The following is a 22,677-nucleotide window of genomic DNA, read 5'->3' as shown; positions in this document are numbered from 1 at the left end:
GGAGAGCTCGTCGGGCGTCTCTGAGACACTGGAGGGGTGACGAACCCGAGTGATGCCCTCCCGACCCCGACCGGCCTGTCCGGCACCACGCGATCGGCCGAGCTCTTCGCGGAGGCCCGAGAGCTGATCCCCGGTGGGGTCAACTCCCCGGTCCGCGCCTTCAACTCCGTCGGCGGAACCCCGCGTTTCATGCGTGAAGCGCGGGGTTCTCGCATGACGGACGTGGACGGCAACAGCTATATCGATCTCGTGTGCTCCTGGGGGCCGATGATCCACGGTCACGCCCACCCGGAGATCGTCGACGCCGTCCGGTCCGCGGCCTCCCGCGGCCTCAGCTTCGGCACCCCCACCGAGGGTGAGGTCGATCTGGCGCGCGAGATCATCGCCCGCACGTCCGTGGAGGAGGTGCGACTGGTCAACTCGGGCACCGAGGCCACCATGAGCGCGGTACGCCTGGCCCGCGGCTTCACCGGCCGGGCCAAGGTCATCAAGTTCTCCGGCTGCTACCACGGCCACGTCGACGCCCTGCTCGCCGACGCCGGCTCCGGGGTGGCCACGTTCTCCCTGCCGGACTCGCCCGGCGTCACCGGGGCCAGCGCCCACGACACGATCGTGCTGCCGTACAACGACGTCGACGCGGTGCGCCTGGCGTTCGCCAACCACGGCGACCAGATCGCGTGCGTGATCACCGAGGCCGCCGCCGGCAACATGGGCACGGTCCCGCCACTGCCCGGGTTCAACGAGGAACTGCGCAGCCTCTGCTCGGCAGGCGGCGCGCTGCTCATCATGGACGAGGTCATGACCGGCTTCCGCGCCGGTGACCGCGGCTGGTGGGGGATCGACGGCGTGGCCGGCGACCTGACCACCTTCGGCAAGGTCATGTCCGGAGGCCTGCCCGCGGCCGCCTTCGGTGGTCGCGCCGACGTCATGGCGGCCCTCGCCCCGGCGGGGCCCGTCTACCAGGCCGGGACCCTGTCCGGAAACCCCGTCGCAGTGGCCGCCGGGCTCACCTCGCTGCGTCTGGCCGACCACTCCTGCTACTACACGCTGCAGACCAACGCCGACAGGCTCGAGGCGCTGATCAGCAATGCACTGCACGCGGCGGGCGTGGCCCACACCATCCAGCGTGCCGGCACCATGCTCAGCACCTTCTTCACCGACGGTCAGGTCACCGACTACGCCGGTGCCAAGGCCGCGGAGTCGTTCCGCTACGCACCGTTCTTCAACACCCTCCTCGATCGTGGGATCTACGCGCCGCCGAGCGCGTTCGAGACCTGGTTCGTCTCCACCGCGCTCACCGACGACGACTTCCAGCACATCGCCGACGCGCTGCCGGTCGCCGCCGAGGCAGCAGCCGCCGCCACCGCCCCGGACAACGCCCGATGAGCGGGAACAAGCGAGGCCTGCGCGCGAGGTTCGCAGTCCCGGCGACGGGTCCCACCTCACTGCCGATCCCCCTGCGGGGCGACCATCCGGCCCCCGCCGACGCGCCGCCGTCGCTGACGGGGCCCGGTGCCGCGGCCGACGCCGGCGACGCCCACGTGTCGACCGAGGCCGAGGGATCCGAGGCCTATGGCGCCGAGCCGGGGACGATCGCCGCGCCGGGTGAGCCGCGCTCGTCGTCGTCGACCTCACGTGACGCCTCGGCCCGTGGTCCCGAGACGCAGACGATCGTCCACCTCGTGCGCCACGGTGAGGTACATAACCCCGACGGGGTCCTGTACGGGCGGCTGCCCGGCTTCAGGCTGTCGGAGCTGGGCCGGAGCCAGGCGGAGACCGTGGGGCGGGTGCTCGGTTCCGGGCACGACATCGTCTCGATCGTCGCCTCGCCGCTGCAGCGCGCGCAGGAGACCGCGGCCCCGCTCGCCGAGCGGCTCGGGCTCCCGGTGGGGATCGACGAGGACATCATCGAGGCGGACAACCGGTTCGAGGGCAACAAGGTCGGCGGGCGCGGCGGAGCGCTACGTGACCCCCAGTACTGGCCGATCCTGCTGAACCCGATGCAGCCGTCCTGGGGCGAGCCGTACCTGCAGATCGCGCACCGGATGATCGGGGCCGTGTACTCCGCCCTCGACGTGGCGCGCGGACACGAGGCGGTCCTGGTCAGCCACCAGCTGCCCGTCTACACCACCCGTCGTTTTCTCGAGGGCCGCCGACTGTGGCACGATCCGCGCAAGCGGCAGTGTTCGCTTGCGTCCATCACCTCGCTGGTGTTCGAGGGCACCACACTGCGCGACATCGTCTACTCGGAGCCGGCGGGTGCGTCCGACCCGTCCCAGACCGGAGCCTGAACGGAAACCATGCGTAAGACCCGAACCGCTCTCGGTGCGTTGATGCTGACAGGCGTGCTGGTCACCAGTGGCTGCGCCACCGGGGACGACGCCGTGGTGGCCGGTCCCGAGACCTTCGAGTTCGTCAGCCCCGACGGCAAGCTCGAGATCCTCTACGACCCGCCGGCCGAGCGTAAGCCCGTCGCGGAGATCGCCGGTCCGGACCTGCTCGACCCGGACACCACGCTCAACCTGCAGCAGGACCACGCGGGGGAGGTCGTGGTGCTCAACACCTGGGGTCAGTGGTGTGGGCCGTGCCGGGCCGAGGTCGACGACCTGCAGCGCATCCAGGACGAGTTCGGCCCCCGGGGCGCGACGGTGTTCGGCATCAATCTGCGGGACCCCAACCGGCAGAAGCCCGTCGATTTCGTGTCGGACAACGGCGTCACCTACCCGTCGATCTGGGACCCCAGCAACGCCGCCGTCGCCGCGCTGCGCGGATTCCCCACCTCGGTCGTGCCCACCACAATTCTGCTCGACAAGCAGCACCGCGTGGCCGCCGTGTACCTGGTCGAGATCACCGACGACAAGCTCAACAGTGCCATCGAGCGGCTCCTGGCCGAGGAGGTCGAGCCGGCGTGAGTCCGGACGTGATCCTGCTCGCCCAGAGCGTGGGGGAGACGTTCCAGCAGACGGTCGCCGGCGGGCCGATCCTGCTGGCGCTGGGAGCCTGCGTGCTCGCCGGGCTCGTCTCGTTCGCCTCGCCCTGCGTGGTTCCACTCGTGCCCGGCTACCTGGCGTACCTGGCCAGCGTCGTGGGCGCCGAGCGGCCGCCGGCCACCGCGGCTGCCGCGGAACGGCAGCGCGCGGCCAACGCGACGCTGACCGCGGAGGAACGCCGAACCCGGCAGGCGTCGCGAGCCCGCGTCGTGGGGGCGTCGTTGTTGTTCGTGGCCGGTTTCACCGTGGTGTTCGTGCTGCTCAGCGCCATGGTGCTGGGAACCGTGCAGTACCTCGCACCGCAGCAGGAGCTGCTGCAGCGACTCGGCGGTGTGGTGACCATCCTCATGGGACTGGTCTTCATCGGGCTGGTCCCCACGCTGCAACGTGACACCCGGATGCAGCCCAGGTCGCTGTCGACGTGGCTCGGCGCCCCGTTGCTCGGCGCCGTGTTCGCGCTCGGATGGACCCCGTGCCTCGGACCAACCCTGGCCGCCGCACTGTCCGTGGCCGCCGGGACCGGAGTCGACGCCGCCCGCGGCGTGCTCCTGATCGTGGCCTACTGTCTCGGGCTCGGCCTGCCGTTCGTCGTGGTGGCATTCGGCTCCACCTGGGCGATGCGCACCGTCGGCTGGCTGCAGAAGCACACCCGCGGCATCCAGGTGTTCGGAGGAGTGATGTTGATCTTCGTGGGCCTGCTGCTGCTGACCGGCGCATGGGCGCTGTTCATCGACTGGCTGCGCGACTTCGCCATCTCGGACACCACGCTGCCCATCTAGCCTGCGTGCGCGAACTTGCGAGGCCCACAAATGAGTGATGTCCCGGATCGTCTGTGAACGACGATCCGGGACATCACACGCTGAGCGGATGACGGGATTCGAACCCGCGACCCTCACCTTGGCAAGGTGATGCGCTACCAGCTGCGCCACATCCGCATGGAACCTCGGGCCGTGAGCGCCCGTGCCCTTGCGAGAAAGAACACTAGTCCATTGTCCGGAGGGCCCGCAGTCGGGGTGCCCCGAAGAGGTTCCCGGGCAACGATCCCAGCCCCTCGCCGCGCGTCGATCCCCGCCTCGGGAGACCCCCGTCATAGTCGGGGCCACCGGCTGTACCCTGCCAGGTTTCGCTCAGGTTCGCCCGACTAGCCTGAGACCGACCGGCGTCGAACCGGCCGTGGCGTACCCAGCCGTAGCAGCCTCGACGCACCGCGACACGCAGATGGACCCCATGCCCAGAACAGCCGCCGTCACAGCCTTCTTCCGTAACGCATGGCGCACCCTCACGGCGATGCGCACGGCCCTCATCCTGTTGTTCCTGCTGGCGGTGGCCGCCATCCCCGGCGCACTCCTGCCGCAGCGCAGCCTCAACGAGGGCAATGTCGTCGAGTACATCGAAGAGAACGGCTGGATCGGCGAGCTCTACGACAAGCTGCAGCTGTTCGACGTGTTCGGCAGCTGGTGGTTCACCTCCATCTACGTCCTGCTGTTCGTCTCGCTGGTCGGCTGCCTGACGCCCCGCTGTATCGACCTGGTCAAGCAGCTGCGCACGCCGCCACCGCTCACGCCCCGGAACCTCGGTCGGCTGCCGCACCACGCCGCGTACCGCACCACCGCCACCCCAGAGGAGGCGGCGGGTCAGGTGCAGCGCGCGCTGCGTGGCTGGCGGGTGCGACGCAACGACGGCGACGGCCGCGTCCCCGGCACCATCGAGCTGTCCTCCGAGCGCGGTTACACGCGCGAGGTCGGCAACATCGTCTTCCACTTCGCCCTGCTCGCCCTGCTGATCATGTTCGCGGCCGGCAAGTTCGTGTACGCCGAGGGCATGCGGGTGCTCATCGCCAACGAGGAGTCTCCGGCGTTCTGCAACACCACGCCGAGCGCGTACGACTCGTTCCGCGCCGGCCTCCTCGTCGACGGCACCGACCTCGAGCAGTTCTGCATCAAGATCGAGGACTTCCGCGCCGACTACCTGTCCAACGGCCAGGCCGAGATGTTCACCTCGAACGTGCGCTTCACCGAGGACGTGGCCACCACCTCCCCGGACACGTGGGAGCACTACGAGATGGCGGTCAACCACCCGCTGCGCATCGGCTCGACCCGCGTCTACCTGCAGGGGCACGGTTTCGCGCCCACGTTCACGGTGACGTTCCCCAACGGCGAGACCCGCACCGACACCCAGCACTGGCAGCCGACGGAGCTGCAGACGTTCCTGTCCTCGGGGATCATGCGCTTCGATCCGCCGGCCGGCATGTACCCGGACCTGGTCGAGCGGCGTGGGCAGCAGATCGCCGTGCAGGGCCTGTTCGCGCCGACCGCGCAGTTCGACGGCACCCTGCTCAGCTCCCGCTTCCCGCGCATGGACGACCCGGCGGTGGCGATCGATGTCTACCGCGGCGACGCCGGCCTGGACACCGGCCGCCCGCAGTCGATCTTCTCGCTGGAGCCGGACCTCATCGAGTCGGGATTGCTCAACCGCGAGGCGCGCGTCAACCTGCGGCCGGGCGAGTCCACGACGCTCGCCGACGGCACCGAGGTCCGGTTCGACGGCGCCGAGGAGTTCATCAACATCCAGGTCTCCGAGGACCCCACGCAGATCTGGGTGGGCGTGTTCGCCGCGGTCATGATGGGCGGCCTGGTGTTGAGCCTGATGGTGCGTCGCCGGCGCATCTGGGCCCGGGTGAGTATCGACGACGACAACGTCACCCGCGTCGACCTGGGGGGCCTGGCCCGGACGGACCGATCGGGCTGGGGCTCGGAATTCGATGCACTCCGGGACCGGCTGGTCGCTGAATCCACTGTCACACCCGTGTTGCCCGGTGACGGCTTGCCTGATGCGGCGGAGCCGGGACACACTTCAACCAGTCGCGGCGATGCCGACGACACCGTGCGGAAGGACGACATCCGGTGAACACCTTGATTCTCGCTCAGGGGCTGCCTGTCAACGAGACCCTGTCCACGTACTCGGATCTGGCATTCCGGACGGCGTTCGGCATCTACGTACTGGCGCTGATCGCATCGCTGGTCTACTACGGGGGGTTCCGTGTAGCCAAGGTCTCGGAGAAGGAGCTCGTGGCGGCCGGCGGCACCGGGCTCACCGAGTCCACATCGCTCAGCTCCACCGGAATCGCCGACGATGAGCGGGCTGCCGCCGGGAACCGGCGCTGGTCCCGGATCGCGCAGCTGTTCATCACCATAGGATTCGTCTTCTCGGTGGCGTCGTTGATCCTGCGAGGACTCGCCACCGACCGGTTCCCGCTCGGCAACATGTACGAGTTCATCCTCGGCACGTCGATTCTCGGGGTGGGCGCCGGGCTGGTGTTCCTGCGCAAGCCTGCGATGCAGACGGCGTGGCCGTACCTGCTGCTCCCGGTGCTGGTGCTCATGTTCTTCGGCGGGACGCACCTGTACTCCGAGGCCGCTCCCGTGGTGCCGGCGCTGCGCTCGTACTGGCTGCCGATCCATGTGTCGATCATCTCGCTGGGCGCGGGGATCCTGCTCGTTCCGGGCGTCGTGTCGATCATGTACCTCATCCGCGTGTGGCAGCCGCAGGGCCAGGAGAACGGCTGGGCTGCCGGGCTGGCCCGCCCCCTGCCGGCGGCGGAGACCCTCGACCGGCTGGCCTACCGCGTCACCGTGATCGGCTTCCCCGTCTTCGGCGTGGGCATCCTGCTGGGCGCGGTGTGGGCCGAGAGCGCGTGGGGCCGGTTCTGGGGCTGGGACCCCAAGGAGACGGTGTCGTTCATCTCGTGGGTGTTGTACGCCGGCTACCTGCACGCTCGCGCCACCTCCGGCTGGGGTCCGAAGAAGGCGGCGTGGATCAACATCGCCGGGTTCGTGGTGCTGGTGTTCAACCTGTTCTTCATCAACATCGTGGTCTCCGGTCTGCACTCGTACGCGGGCCTGAACTGACACCGGGCGACGCGGCCTAGGCTGCCGACCGCCGCTGCTGCGCCTGCGGCTGCTCAGCGGACCCGCCTGTCGGCCGGAGCCGCTGCTCGGCCTGCGCCCGCAGGTACCGCCGTTCGGTGTGTCGACGCTGTCGTCTGTGCGGTCGACGTCGTGACCCGGCTACGCCGTCGCCGGTCCGGCCGGCCTCCGCAGACTCCTGTTGTAGGCAACTGCGCTCGGGGTGCCGCGGTGCGGCGAACTGCGCGAGCGGCCCGTTGGGGATGCTCATGATCCGAGTCCCGGGGTCCCGGTCGGGATGGTTCGGCCCGTGGATCCACACATAGACCCCTTCGGTGTTCCGGTAGTACGCCCACAGGCCTTCGGTCTTGAGGCGGTGATGCGTGCGGCAGAGACAGCCGAGATCGTCGCTTGTCGTGTGACCGCCACGGCCGGGGTCGTCATGGTCGAACGGGATGATGTGATCGAGGTCAGTCTTGTCCGCCGGGGTCTGGCATCCGGGAAAGACACAAGTGCCGTCGCGGCCCCGGCAGAAGTGGGACAGCGCCTCCGAGGGGGAGTACCGGCGCGCGGCCTCGCTGTCCGGGTCGGCGAGAGTGTCCAGCGCGTCGAGCCTTCGTCTGGCCATGCGCTGCAACTCGGCGGCGGTGTGGCCGGAGACCGGGCCGTATCCCGTCAGGAACAGCCCGCGGAAGTCGGGATCTCCGTCGTCATAGGAATGGATGATCACCCGCCGAACCGCATCTTGCGCGGCCGGATCGGTGGGGTGGTCGCCGTCGGGCTCCGGCAGGCAGGTCCAGCCGCGACTCAGGGCGAGTAGGCCGGCGGCTCGGAGTTGCCCGCTGGTCCGGGTATCGTCCGCCGAGGCCGTGCGTACCAGCGCCTCGATGCGGTCGGCGATCTCGATCGCGTCCACTGCGGTGAGGGTCGCGGTGATCCGGGCGTGGTCGCCCGATATGGGCGTCATCCTCACGTTCTGATCACGTCGCGTCTGCTGTGCGCGCGCATCGGCACCCATGGGGTCGCAGGCCGCGACATGCTTGCTGAGCATCTTGCGGAGAGGTCCGATTCTGGGCGGGTGGGTCCGTCGCCTGGTCGGTGCGAGGCCCTCGCAGATGCGCCGGTCGAGTTCAGGGAGCAGTGTGTCCTCGACCAGTGCGGTCTCCTCGGCGATGGCGTGGGCTGCGTGGACCCCGATCCATCCGGTCGTCAACAGAGCCGCGGTTCGCGGGAGCCGTTCGATCAGTTCCACCGCTGTGGTGACGAGGCGGAATGCTCCGCGGCGCGACAAGGCCATCGACGCGCTCACCATGGTGGCGGCCGTGTCCAGCGGATCGCGCTGCTCGTCGTGCTCGGTGGCCCTGCGAACGCAGGCATAGGCGTAGACGACGGTGCCGCCCTCGGCGGCGTTGATCGCTCGTTGGGCGAGATATCCGCGTTGCTGTCCGGGGTCCCATCGGCTGAAGGAGTCCGGGACGAGCACCTCGGTGGCGGGGGCTGTGGTCGTTGTGAACCCTGGCGGCGGCTCGAATCTCTCCGCAAACTGAGTGGACTGAGCGAACTGAGTGTTGAGCGACTCGGTCGAGGGGTCCGAATTCTGCGTGGTGAACGGGATGGTGGTTGTCATGTGTTCGACTGTATGTTCGAGGTACGACATTGTTGGACGACATGATTGCCGGGCCGGCGGAGCCGGAACGCGACAGGTTCGGGGCGGGGGCGGCACCTGGGCCGGCCCCCGGCGCGTTGACCTGCGGTGCCCTGAACCGCCCTTTCAGGGCGGTTCAGGTCAGGCCCCGGGGCTCGGGCGGGAAAATTCCCCGGCGGCAGCTATTGACGGGCGGGCGTGGTCGGCCTAACGTGATACCAAATGGTTCTATATCAACCGTGCGAGACGGACTTCAGCGATGCCGACGTCGACCGGATCTTCCGAGCGTTGGCTGATGCGACGCGCCGCGACATCGTCCGGCGCACGCTCGTCGAGGAGGCATCCGTCTCCGAACTCGCCGAGCGGTACGAAATGTCGTTCGCGGCGGTCCGAAAGCACGTCAACGTCCTCGAGGAGGCCGGATTGGTCAGCAACAACCGCATCGGCCGAGAACGCCGGATCCGCGGCAATCCCGAGACCATCCGCACCGCACAGGGCCTGCTCACCAGCTATGAACAGCTGTGGCGCGGCCGCATCGACCGCCTCGATGCGTTCCTGGCCGAAGATTGAACGCCCCTGGTCGAGAACAGAGGAAGGAGGACCGCGAAAGGTACTGGCCCGCCACGTCCCACCACGCAGGCAGATCTCATCCCTGGAGGCTCACAATGCCCATCACCTCAGTAGCCAAGGACCCGGAGGCGCTGACCCTCGTCGTCGTCGCTGATTTCACCGTTCCGCTCCGGCGTCTCTGGGACGCCTACGCCGACCCGCGCCAACTCGAGAAGTTCTGGGGGCCACCCACGTGGCCCGCGACGTTCGTCCGCCACGACCTCGCGCCCGGCGGCCTGTCCGAGTACTACATGACCGGCCCCGACGGTGACCGCTCCGGCGGCTACTGGGAGTTCCTGGCGGTCGCGGAGGGACGCTCTTTCGAGGTCCTCGACGGCTTCACCCGCGACGACGGCGAGCCCAACACCGACATGCCGTCCATGCGCATGGTCTTCGAGTTCACCGAGACGGACCGCGGCTCGCGCCTCACCACGACCACCCACTTCAACAGCCTGCCCGAACTCGAGCAACTCCTCGAGATGGGCATGGAGGAGGGCATGACCTCCGCCATGGGGCAGATCGACGACGTGCTCGCCGACCTGCGGAGCTTCGCCGTCGACCGCGCCACGAGCGCCCAACTGCTGTCCGACACCAAGGTCCGGATCAGCCGGGTTGTGCGCGGGACCCCGGAACAGGTGTGGGCCGCCCACCACGATCCGGAACTGCTGCGGCAGTGGTGCTACGGACCCGACGGCTGGGAGTTCACCGAATGTGTCACGAGCACGAAGCCGGGGGACCGGCACCGCTACGCGTACGCGCCGACCGACGGCACGGAAGACCAGGGGTTCGCTCTGGTCGGCGAACTGCTGGAGACCGATCCACCGCATCGCGAGGTGTTCCTGGAGACGATGGAGGGCGTCGACGGCCCGCCCACCCGCAACGAGCAGACGCTCACGCCCGTCGACGGCGGCACGCTGATCTCGCTCGTGGTGACCTACGACAGCCGCGAACAGCGCGACGCGATCCTGGGCACCGGCATGACCGACGGCATGGAGATCAGCTACGCGCGGCTGGAGGAAACAGTGCTGGCAGAGGGGCGCCCATGAGGGCCCTGATCATCACGGCATTCGTCTCGCTCGACGGCGTGATGGAGGCCCCGGGTGGAGAAGAGGGCTACCGGAACTCGGGCTGGACGTATAAGAACGTGGCGTTCGACCCGGCCGCGTACGAACTCAAGGGGCGCGAGCAGGAGGAGGCTGCGGCGCTGCTGTTGGGCCGCCGGAGCTATGAGGCGTTCGCGCCGATCTGGCCCACGATGACCGACGAGTTCGCCCGGTACAACGAACTGCCCAAGTATGTGGTGTCGGAGTCGCTGCGCAACGAGGATCTCGTGGATGACTGGGGGCCGATCGCCATCCTCCGGTCGGTGGAGGAGGTGGCTCTTCTCAAGGAGACCGAGGGCGGCCCGATCCTGGTGCAGGGCAGCGGGACGCTCGGGCAAGCGCTCGCCGATGCCGGGCTGGTGGACCGCTACCACCTGCTGGTCTTCCCCCTGCTCCTCGGCGCCGGCAAGCGCCTGTTCAGCGCGGCCGACAGGGACGCGCAGTCGCTGGCACTGGTCGAGCACGAGGCCTACGGGAACGGGATCCAGAAGATGATCTACGACGTGGTGCGGCCGTAGGTCCGGGCGGGAGCTGCTCAGGCCCCGCGGAGCTCGGACATGCGCAACGCGAGGCGTAGTTCGAGCGCGCGGTCGCCCCGCCGCCAACCCGGGCCCAGGACGGCGTCGAGTCGCTCGAGCCGTTGATACACGGTGTTGACGTGCACGAACAGTCGCGCGGCGGTGGCCGACGGGCTACCCTCGGCGGCGAACCACGCCTGCAACGTCTCGAGCAGGGCGGTGCCGCGCGCGCGGTCGCTGGCGCGAACGGGTCCCAGGTGGCTCTCGATGAATCGGCCCACGAACTCGCGGTCGACCTCACTGAACAGCAGGCCGTACAGTCCCAGCTCCTCGGTCGCCGCGCCGTCGCCCTCGCGGTCCAGTGCGATGAGTAGCCGGGCGGCCCGCCGGGCTCGTTCCACGTGGTCGACGACTCCGCCTCCGCCGTCGGCCCCCTCGAGTCCGGGCAGGCCGGCGATGGGGCCTGATGCGCCGACCGTAGCTCGGTGCGATGACAGGCGGCCGGCCGCATCCCGGGAGGTGGCGCCGGCGTCTGACCCGGGAAGGAGCATCACGGCCCGGTCGCCATAGGTGGTGACCAGCCCGCCGGCGGTGCGGGCGAGTGCGCGACATTCGGTCTGCAGGGCGCGCGTCATGCGGGCTTCTGACGGGGTGATGACCAGCGCTACGAGGTCCGAATCCACATCCACCCCGAGCAGGTCGGCGCGCCGGCTGATGGACTCGAGGTCGTGCTCGCCGGGGGAGAGGAGCTCGGCGAGCAGCTCGCCGCGCACGCGGTTGTCGGCCTCGTCGCGCGCCTTGTGGCCGAGGAGGAACAGGGCGATCACGGACGCGACCCGGACCAGTGCGACGCCGGCCGTCGGGGCGGCGCCGCGGCTGCCGAACGTGATGTAGCCGAGGTGGTCGGGGCCGGTGACGATCGGGGTGACGACGACGACGTGGCCGTCCACATGCCGGGAGATGAGTCCGGCCGGTCGCTCCTGGTCCGTCGTGACCTCGTGCAGGACCTGCAGGAGCAGGTCGACCGGCGGACCCTCGGTGGACCGGGCGGAGCCCAGCTCCCGGTGGGCGAGGTCGTACACGACTGCGGTGCCGCCTTCGATCTCCACGAGCAGGTCCACGATCTCGGGCACGGTGGCCCCGCCAACTACCAGCTCGGTGAGTCGCTGATGGGTCTCGACGGTGGCGGCGAGGGTCGCGGTGCGGGCGCGTTCGGCGTCCAGGGCGTCGCGGGTCTCGTCGAGTTCCCGGCGGCGGCTTGATGCGCGTTCGGCGGCGGTGAGTGCGGCGGAGATCTGGTCGGCGAGCAGCGCGAGCAGGGTGATCTCGTCCTGCCCGAAGTCCCGTTCGGAGCGGTCCGAGGTGAACAGCATCCCGGTGAGGCGGCCGTGAGTACGGACGGGGACGCCGAGGATCGCCAGAACGCCCTCGTCGATGATGATCGGGTCGATGACGTGCGTGTACTGCTCGTCTGCCAGGTAGTTGCGGGTCCAGCGCGGGGCCATGGCTTCGGCCACCTGACCGCCCAGTCCGAGTCCCATGCCGAGCCGGATGGTGTCGAACCTGGGGCTGGTGGCGCCCTCGGCCATCCGCATGTACGTGTCGCCTCGCTCGGGGTCGAGCAGCATGACGTAGGCGAGATCGGTCCCGACGAGCTGCCGGGCCCTGCGGATGGCGATGTGCAGGACCGCGTCCTCGTCCTGGGCGGAGGCCAGTTCGGCGGCCGCGTCCAGGACGTCGCGGAGCCCGCGGGTGAGGTCGGCGGACACGGTCAGCGGCCGGTGAACCCGGCCTTGCCGGGACCGTTGTCGATGAACGACTGCATGCCGATCTGGCGGTCCTCGGTGGCGAACAGGGCCGCGAACAGGGCGCGCTCGATGCTCAGCCCGGTGTCCAGGTCCACCTCGATGCCGCGGTCGACGGCTTCCTTGACCGCCCGTAGTGCGATGCGGGGGCCGCCCACGAACTGCCGGGCCCACTCGAGGGCGCGGGCGATGGACTGCCCCTCGGGGACGACCTCCTCGACGGCGCGGAGTTCGAGGGCCTCGGCGGCGGTGAGGGTGCGGCCGGTCAGGCACAGGTCCTTGGCGACGGCCGGGCCGACGAGCCGGGCCAGTCGCTGGGTGCCGCCGGCGCCGGGGATGATGCCGAGCAGGATCTCAGGCTGTCCGAGCTTGGCTTTGGACTCGGCGATCCGGCGATCGCAGCAGAGGGCGAGCTCCATGCCGCCGCCCAGGGCCGCGCCGGTGATCGCGGCGACGGTGGGCTGGGGGATCGCGGCCACGGCGGTGAACGCCGACTGCAGGTCGCGGGCCTCGGAGACCATCTGTGCATACGGCATGTCGCGCATCTCCTTGATGTCCGCGCCGGCCGCGAAGACGCGCTCGCTACCGGTGAGGACCACAGACTCGACGTCGTCGCGACCCGAGACCTCCGTCGCGACCGCACGAAGTTCTTCCTGCATCGCGCGGGACAGGGCGTTGACCGGCGGACGGTTGAGCGTGATCAGGGCGACACCGTCTGTCACATCCAGGGATAGGGATTCATACATCGAGAGACTCCGAAGGTAGGGGGAATCTCCATTGTATGTGAACCATGCCACTCCCTACGGTCAGGGCATGCAGAACGACGTGAGTGAGGTCACAGATCGTAAGGCGGTTCCCTGGCGCCCGCCCCTCGAGCCCGAGGGCTTCCACTGGGAGATCCCGGAGCGATTCAACATCGGTGCCGCGTGTACTGGCGCGCATCCGCCGGAATCCCCCGCGATCGTGGTGGACCGCGGCGACGCCCCGCCGGAGATCACGACCTTCGGCGAACTCGGCGCCCGTGCCCGCCGGCTGATCACCTTCCTTCGCGACCGCGGGGTCGGTGAGGGCGACCGCATCGCGGTGATGTGCGCACAGTCCGCCGAGACCGCCGTGGCCCACATGGCCGCATATCTGATGGGCGCCATCGCGGTACCGCTGTCGGTGAAATTCGGCCCGGAGGCGGCCCTGTTCCGCATGGGCGACTCCGGCGCGGTCGCCGCCGTGTTCGACGCGGACTGCTACGAGCGTCTCGCCGACGAGCTCGCCGGGCTGCCCGAACTGCGCACCGTCCTCGTGACAGGGGCCGAGCCGGATTTCCCCGCGGTGCCGGGTGACGATGCGCTCACCGTGCTCCCGCTGTCGGTCACGGACTCGGCCGACGTCGCCGTCGTCGTCCCCGACACCGGCCCCGACGACCCCGCGCTGCTCATCTACACCTCCGGGACCACCGGCCAGCCCAAGGGCGCCCTCCACGGTCATCGCGTGGTGCTGGGTCACATGCCCGGTGTGGTGCGCGCGCTCGACGGCTTCCCTCAGCCCGCCGCGACCGCTGATGTGTTCTGGACCCCCGCCGATTGGGCCTGGGCCGGCGGCCTCCTCGACGTGCTGCTGCCCAGCCTCTACAGCGGCGTCCCCGTGGTGGCCTCCGATCGTCGACCGAGCCCCGAGACCGTCGAGCACATCCTCCGGCGACACGGTGTGACCTGCTCGTTCCTGCCTCCGACCATTCTCAAGATGATGCGTGCCTCCGACGTGGACTACTCCCGCACCGGACTACGGGCCGCGTTCTCCGGCGGCGAGGCACTGGGCGAAGCCGTGGCCGAATGGGCACGCGAGTCCCTCGGTGTGCGGGTCAACGAGATCTACGGGCAGACCGAATGCAACCTCATCGTGGGCACCTGCCACGCCCAATTCGACACCCCGCCCGGCTCCATGGGCCGCCCCACGCCCGGATTCGACCTGGTGCTGCTCGACGAGTTCGGCCAGCCCCTCGGCCCCGGGGAGGTGGGCGAGATCGGCGTGCGACTCCCCAGCCCCAACGCCTTCCTGCGCTACTGGAACGCCCCCGACAAGACGGCGGAGAAGACCGCCGACGACGTGCTGCACACCGGTGACCTGGCGACGGTCGACGACCACGGGAACTACTGGTTCTCCGGCCGCAACGACGACCTGATCTCGACCGCCGGCTATCGAGTGGGCCCCGGCGAGATCGAGGACCAGATCCTGCGGCACCCGTCCGTCGAGATGGTCGCGGTGATCGGCGTGCCGGACGAGCTACGGGGAGAGGCGATCGTCGCGTACATCGTCGCCGCTGACGGTGTCACCGGTTCCGACGAGTTGGCCGCCGAGATCCAGGCCTTCGTCAAAGAGCGCCTGGCCTTCTACCAATACCCGCGGGAGGTCGTCTTCCTGGACGAGCTGCCCACCACCAACACAGGCAAGATCCGCCGGGCGCAGCTGCGCTCGGATCACGGGCGCTGAACTCTCCACTTTCCCGAAGACTGACTCCTTTTCAAAGACTGTCTTCTTCTCAAAGGATCTGCAATGAACAATCCCGTTGTCATAAGTGTGGTGCTGGCCTACTTCGTGCTGATGTTCGCCATCGGCGCGTGGGCCAACACCAAGATGAAGTCGGCGAAGGAATTCCTGGTGGCCGGGCAGTCGCTCGGCTTCTTCGTGATGGCCATCGCCAGTTTCTCCTCCATCCAGTCCGGCTGGGGCATGGTCGGCGGCACCGGCCAGACCTACGCGTGGGGCTTCCAGGCCCTCATCGCCGTGGGGCTCTTCGCGCCGTTCGGCTTCGCCGTGGCCTGGTTCCTGCTGGGCAGCCGACTCAACTGGATCGGTAAGAAGCACAGCGTCTACTCGGTGCCCGACCTCATCCGCGTGCGCTTCCAGGACAAGACCTCGCACGCCACCATGTCCGTCGCGGTGTTCGTGGCGGCTGTGGCCTACATGACGGCACAGGTCACCTCGATCGGAGTGATCATCTCGCTGCTGCTCGGCACCTCCGTGGCCACGAGCGCCTGGATCGGCTCGCTCGTCGTGGCCGCGTACACAATGGCGGGTGGCATGCTCGCGGCCGTGTGGACGGACCTCGTGCAGGGCGTGCTGATGGTGGTCATGTCCGTGGGGCTGTTCTTCTTCGCCGTCCAGGTGGCCGGCGGATGGGTCCCCATGCTCGACACCATCTCCTCGGCCAGCGCCGAACTCCTGTCGATCGACGGCGTCAAGTCGCCGACCTACATCTTCGCCTTCGGGCTCCTGATCTTCGTCGGCGCGGTGGGACAGCCGCAGTTGCTCACCAAGTTTCTCATGCTCCGCGACATGACCCAGCTCAAGTGGGGCGCCGCGGTCGCCGGCATCGCCTACGCGGTGACCACCCTGTTCTCGGTCGGCATTGGGCTGGCCACCCGCTCCATGGTGGTGACAGGCGAGGCGCCCGAGCTGGAGAACATCGACGACACCGCCATCTGGTTCCTCGACAACGTGACCCATCCGATCGTCGGTGGCATCGCGCTGACCGGGCTGCTCGCTGCGATCATGTCTTCGGCATCGAGCTTCATCACCATCGGCGCGTCCTCGATGATGCGTGACCTGCCCACCGCGTTCGGCATCAAGGTGGTCCGAGAACTGCTGTGGAGCCGCATCTCGAGCCTGGTCCTGGTGGTCCTGTCCGTGCTGCTCACCCTGTTCCTGTCCCAGGTGGTGTTTCTGCTCGGCGCGTTGGGGTGGGCCGCCTTCGCCGCGGCGATCGTCGGGCCCGTGGTGATGTCGATCTACTGGCATCGCGCCACGGCCACCGCCGCGACCGTCACCGTGATCTTCGCGATCGTCGGCAATCTCGTGATCAGTTCCCTGGCCGCACGAGAGGTCATCACGATGCCCGCGTACATGCAGGTCGGCGGGCTCTCACTGCTCGTGTCGATCCTGCTGTTCTACGCGGTCTCGCTCATGACCTCCAACCGCCACCCCGACGCGACGCTGGCCCATCTCTACGGCGGGGCGACCACGTCGACCGATGGCGCGGCTGCTCGTGCCGCCGCCGCATCCACCGAAAGGAACGACCATGTCTGAGCCTGTTTTCGACGCCGCCCTGGCCCCCGAGCCCGACCACAAGCGCGCGGACATGCTGATCCACGCCTTCGCCGCGGTCAGCGCCTTCGCACTGGTCGGCATGCTCGTCGATGTGTGGCAGATGGTGTTCCTCACCGTGCCGCTGTTCGCCGTGGTCCTGATGCTCAAGGGCTCGTTGCGCTCCGACGGCACGTGGGAGAGGCAGTCCACGATCGGGATCGTCGGGTACTGCGCGGTCCTGGCCGGACTCGTGGCGTGGTCGATCCTGTCCTACAACAGCGACACCACGCTCTGGGGCATCCCGATGTCGATGGCCGTGATCGTCTACTTCATCTGGCCCTACACCGCCGTGGTGGCCGGACTGCTCTATGCGTTCGTGTTCGATCGCACCATCGACGAGAAGCGCTTGGCCGACGTCACCGACTGACCGGTGATGCTCGCCAGTCGCCCGTGACCTGTGGCACACAGGAATCTCCCAGCGAATCCGCCGGGAACTCGCGGGAACAGCCGAAATACTGAGAGCCGTGAACATCGCCCCGATGCCCCGCCCTGCTGCCGGTCCAGATGCCGCCGGAGCCGCCGCCCCGGAGGCCCGGGTGCTGGTGGTCGACGATGAGGAGAACATCGTCGAGCTGCTCTCGGTCTCCCTGAAGTTCCAGGGGTTCGAGGTGGCGGCGGCCCGCACGGGTGCGGAAGCGATCGACAGGGCCCGCACCTTCCGTCCCGATGCGGTAATCCTCGACGTGATGATGCCGGTCATGGACTGGTTCGACGCGGTGAAGCGACTGCGGGCGGACGGTTGCGACGCCCCGGTGCTGTTCCTCACGGACCGGGACGCGGTCGAGGACCGGGTCGCGGGTATGACACTGGGTGCCGACGACTACGTGACCAAGCCGTTCAGCCTCGAGGAGGTGGTGGCCAGGCTGCGCACGATCCTGCGGCGTACCGGCACGCTGTCGGCGGCCGAGCGCAGTGCGCGGCTGACGTACGCCGACCTGGAGCTGGACGAGGACACCCACGAGGTCTACAAGGCCGGCCACCCGGTGGCCCTCTCGCCTACCGAGTTCGTACTGCTGCGCTACCTCATGCTCGACGCGGGGACGGTGCTGACCAAGGCGCGATCCTCGATCACGTGTGGGATTACAATTTCGACGGCGACGGCGGGGTGGTTGAGTCCTACGTCTCCTACCTGCGTAAGAAAATCGACACCCAGGAGCCGCGACTGATCAACACGATCCGGGGCGTGGGGTACGTCCTTCGCCAACCGCGCTGATGTAGGCCGACCAGCCGGTAGCGCGGGTGCCCGCCGTGCGGCGCCTTCCTCTGCGGGTGAGCCTGGTCCTGCTCGCGGTGGCGCTCACCGCGCTGGCGCTGGTGGGGTCGGGAGTGGCGGTGACCCGGGCGCTCGACGCATCGATGCTCGACCGCACCGACTCCGCGCTGCAGTAGGCCGAGCGCGTCTGGGCCCGGCCTTCGGGCACGCTGCCCGCGAACCCGCGGCCGCCGGCGCGGACGCCCGGCCCGCAAAGCCCGCCGAGCCGCTTCTACGTGCAGGTCCGCGATGCCGGCGGCGCGGAGGTGGTGGAGACAACGACGAGGACTCCGCCCCCGTGGTCGACAGACTCGAAGTCGGGGGGGCCGGCCACCGTGCCGTTCGAGGAGGACGGTTCGGCACCGTGGCGGGCTCTGCGTGGTTCGATGGGCCCGAGGGAGTGATGGTGGCGGCGGCGACCCCGCTGACGGAGAACCACGCGGTGGTGCAGCGGCTCGTACGCCTGCAGGTGGGTATCCGGGGGCCCGAGCCGAGGAGGCGGCACGCGACTTCGCGGCCGACGACACCGACCGTCTCATGCGGCGCATCGAGTCCGAGGCCCGCCGAATGGGCGTGCTGGTCGAGGACCTGCTCACGCTCGCTCGGATGGATGAGCAACGCCCGATCGCTCGGGACCGGGTGGGCGTGCTGTCGCTGGCGGCGGACGCCGTCCACGACGCCCGCGTGCTGGCCCCCGACAGGACGATCGGGCTGGCGGTCATCGACGGTCCCGGCACGCCGGAGGTTCTGGGCGACGAGGTGAGGCTGTGTCAGGTGCTGGGAAACCTCGTGGACAACGCTCCGCGCCACACCCCGGCGGGCATCCGGGTGACCGTGCGGGTGTGCACCGAGGCGGGCGACGCGCTGCTCGAGGTGGCCGACTCGGGGCCGGGGATGGCTGCAGAGGAGGCGGCGCGGGCGTTCGAGCGGTTCTACCGAGCCGACGCCTCAAGGACCAGCACGACCGGCGGCAGCGGGCTCGGGCTGGCGATCGTGCAGGCTCTCGTCGAGTCGCACCACGGGACGGTGGGGGACGACACCAGCCGGGGGCGGGGTGCGACATTCCGGGTGCGGCTGCCGCGCGCCCGGGACTGACACGGCGGCGACCACCGACACAAGCTGCCAGGCAACTGCCAGCTTCACCGGAGCGTTCCCGACAGTTCACCCGCTGTACTGACTTCACAGTCAGACAGAGTCCGTCTGCGCCGGGCGGGATCCACCGCCGGCGCGGAGGACGGGAGAGGAGTCGCCGAACATGGCTCATGCCTTCAACCGGTACGAGATCAAGTACCTGATCGATGAGAAGGACGTGCCAGCCCTCCGCGAGGAGCTGGCCGCCCGAATGGACACCGACCCGCACTCGCCGCACGGCGGGTACCCGGTGACCTCGCTCTACTACAACACCGCCGACCTGCGGTTCTACTGGGAGAAGATCGAGGGCCTGCGGTTCCGGCGCAAGCTGCGGATGCGACTCTACGGCGAGCCCGCGGCGTGCACCGATGACTCGACCGTGCACGTGGAGATCAAGCAGCGCGTCAACCGCGTCACCCAGAAGCGGCGGGTCAGCCTGCTCTACGGTGAGGCGCGGAGGTGGCTGGACAAGCTGCACCGGCCGGATGTGCCGGACGAGCATCGCGGGTTCGTGGCCGAGGTGACCGGTCTCGTCGCCGCCCTGGGCCTGCGGCCGGTGGCGACCACCGGGTACCTGCGGGAGGCCTTAGTCGGCCGCGGGGCGGACGCCGGGCTGCGGGTCACCATCGACCACCGCGTTCACGGCCGCGACCGAGACCTGCATTTCGCGTCCGGGGCCGAGAACCGGTTCATCATCCCGCCCAAGCTGGCGATCGTCGAGCTCAAGGCCGACGAGCGGGTCCCGTTTTGGGCCACCGACCTGGCCGCCCGACTGGACCTCAGCGTGGCGCGCATCTCCAAGTACTGCCGCTCAGTGGAAACCGTCGGGCTGGCTCCGCGGTCCGTCCTGGGCGGCGCCCACCTCATCGAACAGAAAGCATCATGAACTTCGATCTACAAGACCTCAGCGGGACCTTCACCGCCTTCGACGTGGCGGTGGCCCTGACCCTGTCCTTCGTGTTGTCCTCGCTCATCGGCTGGGTCTACCGCTACACCCACCGCAACGTCTCCTACAGCCAGTCGTATGTTCAGACACTGGTGATCGTGGGCATGGTGATCGCGCTGATCATGCTGGTGGTGGGCTCCAACATCGCCCGCGCGTTCGCCCTCGTGGGAGCGTTGTCGGTGGTGCGGTTCCGCAACGCCATCAAGGAGACCCGCGACGTCGGGTTCATCTTCCTGGTGATGGCCGTCGGCATGGCCGCAGGCACCCGCTTCTACCTGCTCGCCGCCGCCGCGGCCGTGGCGATCTGCGTGGTGATCGTTCTCATGTCCCGCTTCAACTGGTTCAGGCTCGACGTCCAGCGTCAGGTGGTCAAGGTGCAGGTCCCGCCCGGGCCGGAGTACCACGCGCTCGTCGAGGACGCCCTGGTCGCCCACTGCTCCGAGTTCGAGCTGGTCTCCACCGACTCCGCCCGCGGCGGGGCGCTCGTGGAGATGAGCTTCACCGCGCAGCTCAAGAAGGGCAGCAGCTCGGCCGACCTCATCGCCGCGCTCAACCAGGTCAACTCCGGACAGCGGGTCACCGTCCTGACCGGGTACGACCAGACCGACCTGTGATGGCCGACGACCCCACCGACCTCGTCGACTCCGGCGTCCCCGCCAACGCGTCCCGTCGTCGGCTGCAGCACCGCGTGGCCCTGTCTGTGCGGCAACCTGGAAGCTGCTGGTGGGTGCGGCGGCTGCGTTCCTCGTCGTCGTCGTGGTCTTCGGTGACACGCGAGTGCGGCCGTACATCACCGGGGACACCAGCGTGATCGCGTCGGCGGTCACGCAGAACATCACGGGCACGGAGGACCTGTTCGACGACACGGTGGCGCACGAACTGCACCTGGAGATCGACGACGCGGAGTACGCACGGATGATCGACGCGTTCGAGCGCAACGGCGACAAGGACTGGGTGACCGCGGACCTGACGATCGACGGCGAGTTCGTCAAGGACGTGGCCGTGCGACTCAAGGGCAACTCGACGCTGCAGGGGCTGCGCGGCGAGGGCACCGGGCCCGGCGGCGGCGAGGGGCGCGGCCCGGGCGGTAGGGACGGCGCGCGTCAGGCCGGCGAGCGACCCGTGCTGCCGGAGGGGTTCGAGCAGCAGCAGGGGGGCGAACAGCAGGCGCAGACGGGGGTCGAGCAGCCGGCTGGGTTCGCGCGTCAGGGGATGGGCTCGGGCATCTCGGCCGACGATCCGGCGTCGCTGCCCCTGCTCATCAGCTTCGACAAGAACTACGAGGGCCGCGCCTACCAGGGGATGACCGAGCTGTCGGTGCGCCCGGGCACGCCGGTGCTCAACGAGGCGGTGGCGCTGGAACTCACCGAGGCCACCGGGCAGGCTACGCAGAGGTACGCGTACGGCGAGTACTCGGTCAACGACGGCGACACCACCACGCGCCTCGTGCTGGAGCACCCCGACGACGGGTACACGTCCTCGGCTTTCGACGGCCCCGGCTACCTGTACAAGGCGGACGCGAACTCACGGTTCGAGTACGTGGGCGAGGACCAGTCGGACTACTCCGACCAGTTCACTCAGGTCAACGCCGAGGGCGACGGCACCATGCAGCCGATCATCGACCTCCTGCGGTGGGTGGATTCGGCGAGCGACGAGGAGTTCGCCGCCGAACTCGACCAGTGGATCGACGTGGAGTCGTTCGCCGAGTACGTGGCCACGCAGAATCTGCTGTCGAACTCCGACGACATGTCCGGCCCCGGCCAGAACTATTACCTCTGGTACGACCTCACCGCCGAGAAGTTCACCGTCGTGTCCTGGGATCTCAACCTGGCGATGAGCGGGGATGCGACTGTCGGCCCGCACGACACCGTGTCCATGGGCGGGCGCGGTGGTATGGGTGGCCCCTCCGGCGCCGAGCCTCCTGCCGGGATGGAGCTGCCGGAGGGCGTGGAACCGCCGGACGGAATGGAGCCTCCCGCCGGGATGGAGCCCCCGGCCGGCATGCCGATGGACGGACCGCCCGGTGGCGGCGGCGGGAACGCAGGCGGCCAGGCCGGCGAGAACCAGTCAGGCGAGAACCCGGACGGCGAGCGCGGCGGCCGCGGCGGCCCGTCGATGGATCACCCGCTCAAGACGCGGTTCCTCGAGTCCGACGCGTTCAGCGAACTATACGAGCAGACCTACTGGCGGCTGTACTACCAGGTCTACGGCAGCGGCCTGGCGGGACAGACGCTCGACCGCGTGCTGCAGCAGTTCCCGCTGAGCGACGAGGTCGACAGCGCCACGCTCGACGCAGACGCGGCGACGCTCCGCACCTGGATCGACCAGCGGACGGCGGCGCTTGCGGAGAAGCAGGCCTTGAAGATGCCGCACGCGGGGCGGGCGCTCGCTACGCGCCCGCCCCGTACGAGTACGTACGACTGTTAGTTTTCGGCTGTCACATCCTGCCCAGGCCCGGGAGGGGCGTGGTCGATCAATAGGGAACCGGCCAGATTGATCAAGTTTCAGGCTGCTGAGCTGGAGTCGGGCTGGGCGCTGGGCTTGCGATGCGAGCGTCGAGAATCCACAGCGAAAAATTGTGGTGTATGCCACATCTGTTCTGTAGGGTAACCGTTGTTAGTTTCCCGTCGAGC

General features: G+C 68.9%; 19 protein-coding genes, 1 tRNA gene and 2 pseudogenes. 18 read left to right on the top strand and 4 right to left on the bottom strand.

Going from position 1 to position 22,677, the window contains the following annotated elements; genetic code table 11:
- Positions 1–36: 36 nt before the first annotated feature.
- The 4 genes from hemL to K3888_RS01475 are packed head-to-tail and all read left to right on the top strand — an operon-like array spanning position 37 to position 3,769.
- Positions 37–1,386 (top strand): glutamate-1-semialdehyde 2,1-aminomutase, encoded by a 1,350-nt coding sequence (gene hemL, locus K3888_RS01490; RefSeq protein ID WP_372459513.1) that lies wholly within the window; start codon positions 37–39, stop codon positions 1,384–1,386.
- Complete coding sequence (locus K3888_RS01485; protein WP_443652042.1) at positions 1,383–2,291, top strand: histidine phosphatase family protein; 909 nt, start codon at positions 1,383–1,385, stop codon at positions 2,289–2,291. The genes hemL and K3888_RS01485 overlap by 4 nt, the downstream gene beginning before the upstream one ends.
- Positions 2,292–2,300: 9 nt before the next feature.
- The gene (locus K3888_RS01480; RefSeq protein WP_230928445.1) at positions 2,301–2,912 is read left to right on the top strand and encodes a TlpA family protein disulfide reductase; all 612 of its coding nucleotides are present in this window, start codon (positions 2,301–2,303) and stop codon (positions 2,910–2,912) included.
- On the top strand, positions 2,909–3,769 hold the full coding sequence (locus tag K3888_RS01475; protein WP_308281873.1) for a cytochrome c biogenesis CcdA family protein: 861 nt from the start codon (positions 2,909–2,911) through the stop codon (positions 3,767–3,769). Before K3888_RS01480 ends, K3888_RS01475 begins: the two co-directional genes overlap by 4 nt.
- Before the next feature lie 83 nt (positions 3,770–3,852).
- On the opposite strand, the gene K3888_RS01470 is transcribed toward K3888_RS01475, so the two are convergent.
- Positions 3,853–3,925 (bottom strand) — tRNA-Gly (locus K3888_RS01470).
- 292 nt (positions 3,926–4,217) lie between these two features.
- On the opposite strand from K3888_RS01470, the gene resB reads away from it, so the two are divergent.
- Positions 4,218–5,897 carry a cytochrome c biogenesis protein ResB gene (gene resB / locus K3888_RS01465; protein ID WP_230928444.1) on the top strand — a complete coding sequence of 560 codons (1,680 nt, stop codon included), beginning with the start codon at positions 4,218–4,220 and terminating at the stop codon, positions 5,895–5,897.
- Entirely contained in the window at positions 5,894–6,898 is a 1,005-nt protein-coding gene (ccsB, locus tag K3888_RS01460; RefSeq protein WP_230928443.1) for a c-type cytochrome biogenesis protein CcsB, read from the top strand. Before resB ends, ccsB begins: the two co-directional genes overlap by 4 nt.
- 16 nt (positions 6,899–6,914) lie before the next feature.
- Here ccsB and K3888_RS01455 read toward each other — a convergent pair whose 3' ends face one another.
- Positions 6,915–8,522 (bottom strand): HNH endonuclease signature motif containing protein, encoded by a 1,608-nt coding sequence (locus K3888_RS01455; protein WP_230928442.1) that lies wholly within the window; start codon positions 8,520–8,522, stop codon positions 6,915–6,917.
- A gap of 240 nt (positions 8,523–8,762) precedes the next feature.
- Between K3888_RS01455 and K3888_RS01450 the strand changes: the two genes are divergently transcribed.
- The 3 genes from K3888_RS01450 (at position 8,763) to K3888_RS01440 (ending at position 10,770) form a co-directional block, all read left to right on the top strand.
- Entirely contained in the window at positions 8,763–9,110 is a 348-nt protein-coding gene (locus K3888_RS01450) for an ArsR/SmtB family transcription factor (protein WP_230928441.1), read from the top strand.
- A gap of 95 nt (positions 9,111–9,205) precedes the next feature.
- Complete coding sequence (locus K3888_RS01445) at positions 9,206–10,195, top strand: SRPBCC family protein (RefSeq protein ID WP_230928440.1); 990 nt, start codon at positions 9,206–9,208, stop codon at positions 10,193–10,195.
- Positions 10,192–10,770 carry a dihydrofolate reductase family protein gene (locus K3888_RS01440; protein ID WP_230928439.1) on the top strand — a complete coding sequence of 193 codons (579 nt, stop codon included), beginning with the start codon at positions 10,192–10,194 and terminating at the stop codon, positions 10,768–10,770. The genes K3888_RS01445 and K3888_RS01440 overlap by 4 nt, the downstream gene beginning before the upstream one ends.
- Positions 10,771–10,787: 17 nt before the next feature.
- Here the strand turns inward: K3888_RS01440 and K3888_RS01435 are convergent, their stop codons facing one another.
- Both K3888_RS01435 and K3888_RS01430 read right to left on the bottom strand, forming a co-directional pair.
- Entirely contained in the window at positions 10,788–12,539 is a 1,752-nt protein-coding gene (locus K3888_RS01435) for a helix-turn-helix domain-containing protein (protein ID WP_230928438.1), read from the bottom strand.
- Positions 12,540–12,541: 2 nt separating this feature from the next.
- Entirely contained in the window at positions 12,542–13,321 is a 780-nt protein-coding gene (locus K3888_RS01430; RefSeq protein ID WP_230928437.1) for an enoyl-CoA hydratase/isomerase family protein, read from the bottom strand.
- Positions 13,322–13,388: 67 nt separating this feature from the next.
- Here K3888_RS01430 and K3888_RS01425 point away from each other — a divergent pair, with 67 nt between their 5' ends.
- From K3888_RS01425 to K3888_RS01385, 9 genes and pseudogenes are all read left to right on the top strand, one after another.
- Positions 13,389–15,059: an AMP-binding protein gene (locus tag K3888_RS01425; protein ID WP_230928436.1), complete on the top strand. Its 1,671-nt coding sequence runs from the start codon at positions 13,389–13,391 to the stop codon at positions 15,057–15,059.
- Positions 15,060–15,122: 63 nt separating this feature from the next.
- The gene (locus tag K3888_RS01420; protein WP_230928435.1) at positions 15,123–16,655 is read left to right on the top strand and encodes a sodium:solute symporter family transporter; all 1,533 of its coding nucleotides are present in this window, start codon (positions 15,123–15,125) and stop codon (positions 16,653–16,655) included.
- Positions 16,648–17,082, top strand: coding sequence for a hypothetical protein (locus K3888_RS01415; protein ID WP_230928434.1), 435 nt, complete (start codon positions 16,648–16,650; stop codon positions 17,080–17,082). The genes K3888_RS01420 and K3888_RS01415 overlap by 8 nt, the downstream gene beginning before the upstream one ends.
- A 112-nt stretch (positions 17,083–17,194) precedes the next feature.
- Positions 17,195–17,928, top strand: a pseudogene (locus K3888_RS01410) (response regulator transcription factor).
- Between the two features lie 35 nt (positions 17,929–17,963).
- Positions 17,964–18,104 (top strand): hypothetical protein, encoded by a 141-nt coding sequence (locus K3888_RS01405; protein ID WP_230928433.1) that lies wholly within the window; start codon positions 17,964–17,966, stop codon positions 18,102–18,104.
- A 358-nt stretch (positions 18,105–18,462) separates the two neighbouring features.
- Positions 18,463–19,062: pseudogene (locus tag K3888_RS01400) on the top strand (sensor histidine kinase); the annotation flags it as partial.
- 160 nt (positions 19,063–19,222) lie between these two features.
- Positions 19,223–19,984, top strand: coding sequence for a polyphosphate polymerase domain-containing protein (locus K3888_RS01395; RefSeq protein WP_230928432.1), 762 nt, complete (start codon positions 19,223–19,225; stop codon positions 19,982–19,984).
- Positions 19,981–20,658 carry a DUF4956 domain-containing protein gene (locus K3888_RS01390; protein WP_230928431.1) on the top strand — a complete coding sequence of 226 codons (678 nt, stop codon included), beginning with the start codon at positions 19,981–19,983 and terminating at the stop codon, positions 20,656–20,658. Before K3888_RS01395 ends, K3888_RS01390 begins: the two co-directional genes overlap by 4 nt.
- Positions 20,659–20,767: 109 nt before the next feature.
- Positions 20,768–22,471, top strand: a complete 1,704-nt coding sequence (locus K3888_RS01385) for a CotH kinase family protein (RefSeq protein WP_230928430.1) — start codon at positions 20,768–20,770, stop codon at positions 22,469–22,471.
- Positions 22,472–22,677 lie beyond the last annotated feature (206 nt).

This window comes from Dietzia aurantiaca, from assembly GCF_021033825.1.
GTDB classification, from domain to species: domain Bacteria; phylum Actinomycetota; class Actinomycetes; order Mycobacteriales; family Mycobacteriaceae; genus Dietzia; species Dietzia aurantiaca.
Note: the sequence above shows the minus strand (reverse complement) of the source record. Positions and strands in the feature narration are given on the sequence as shown.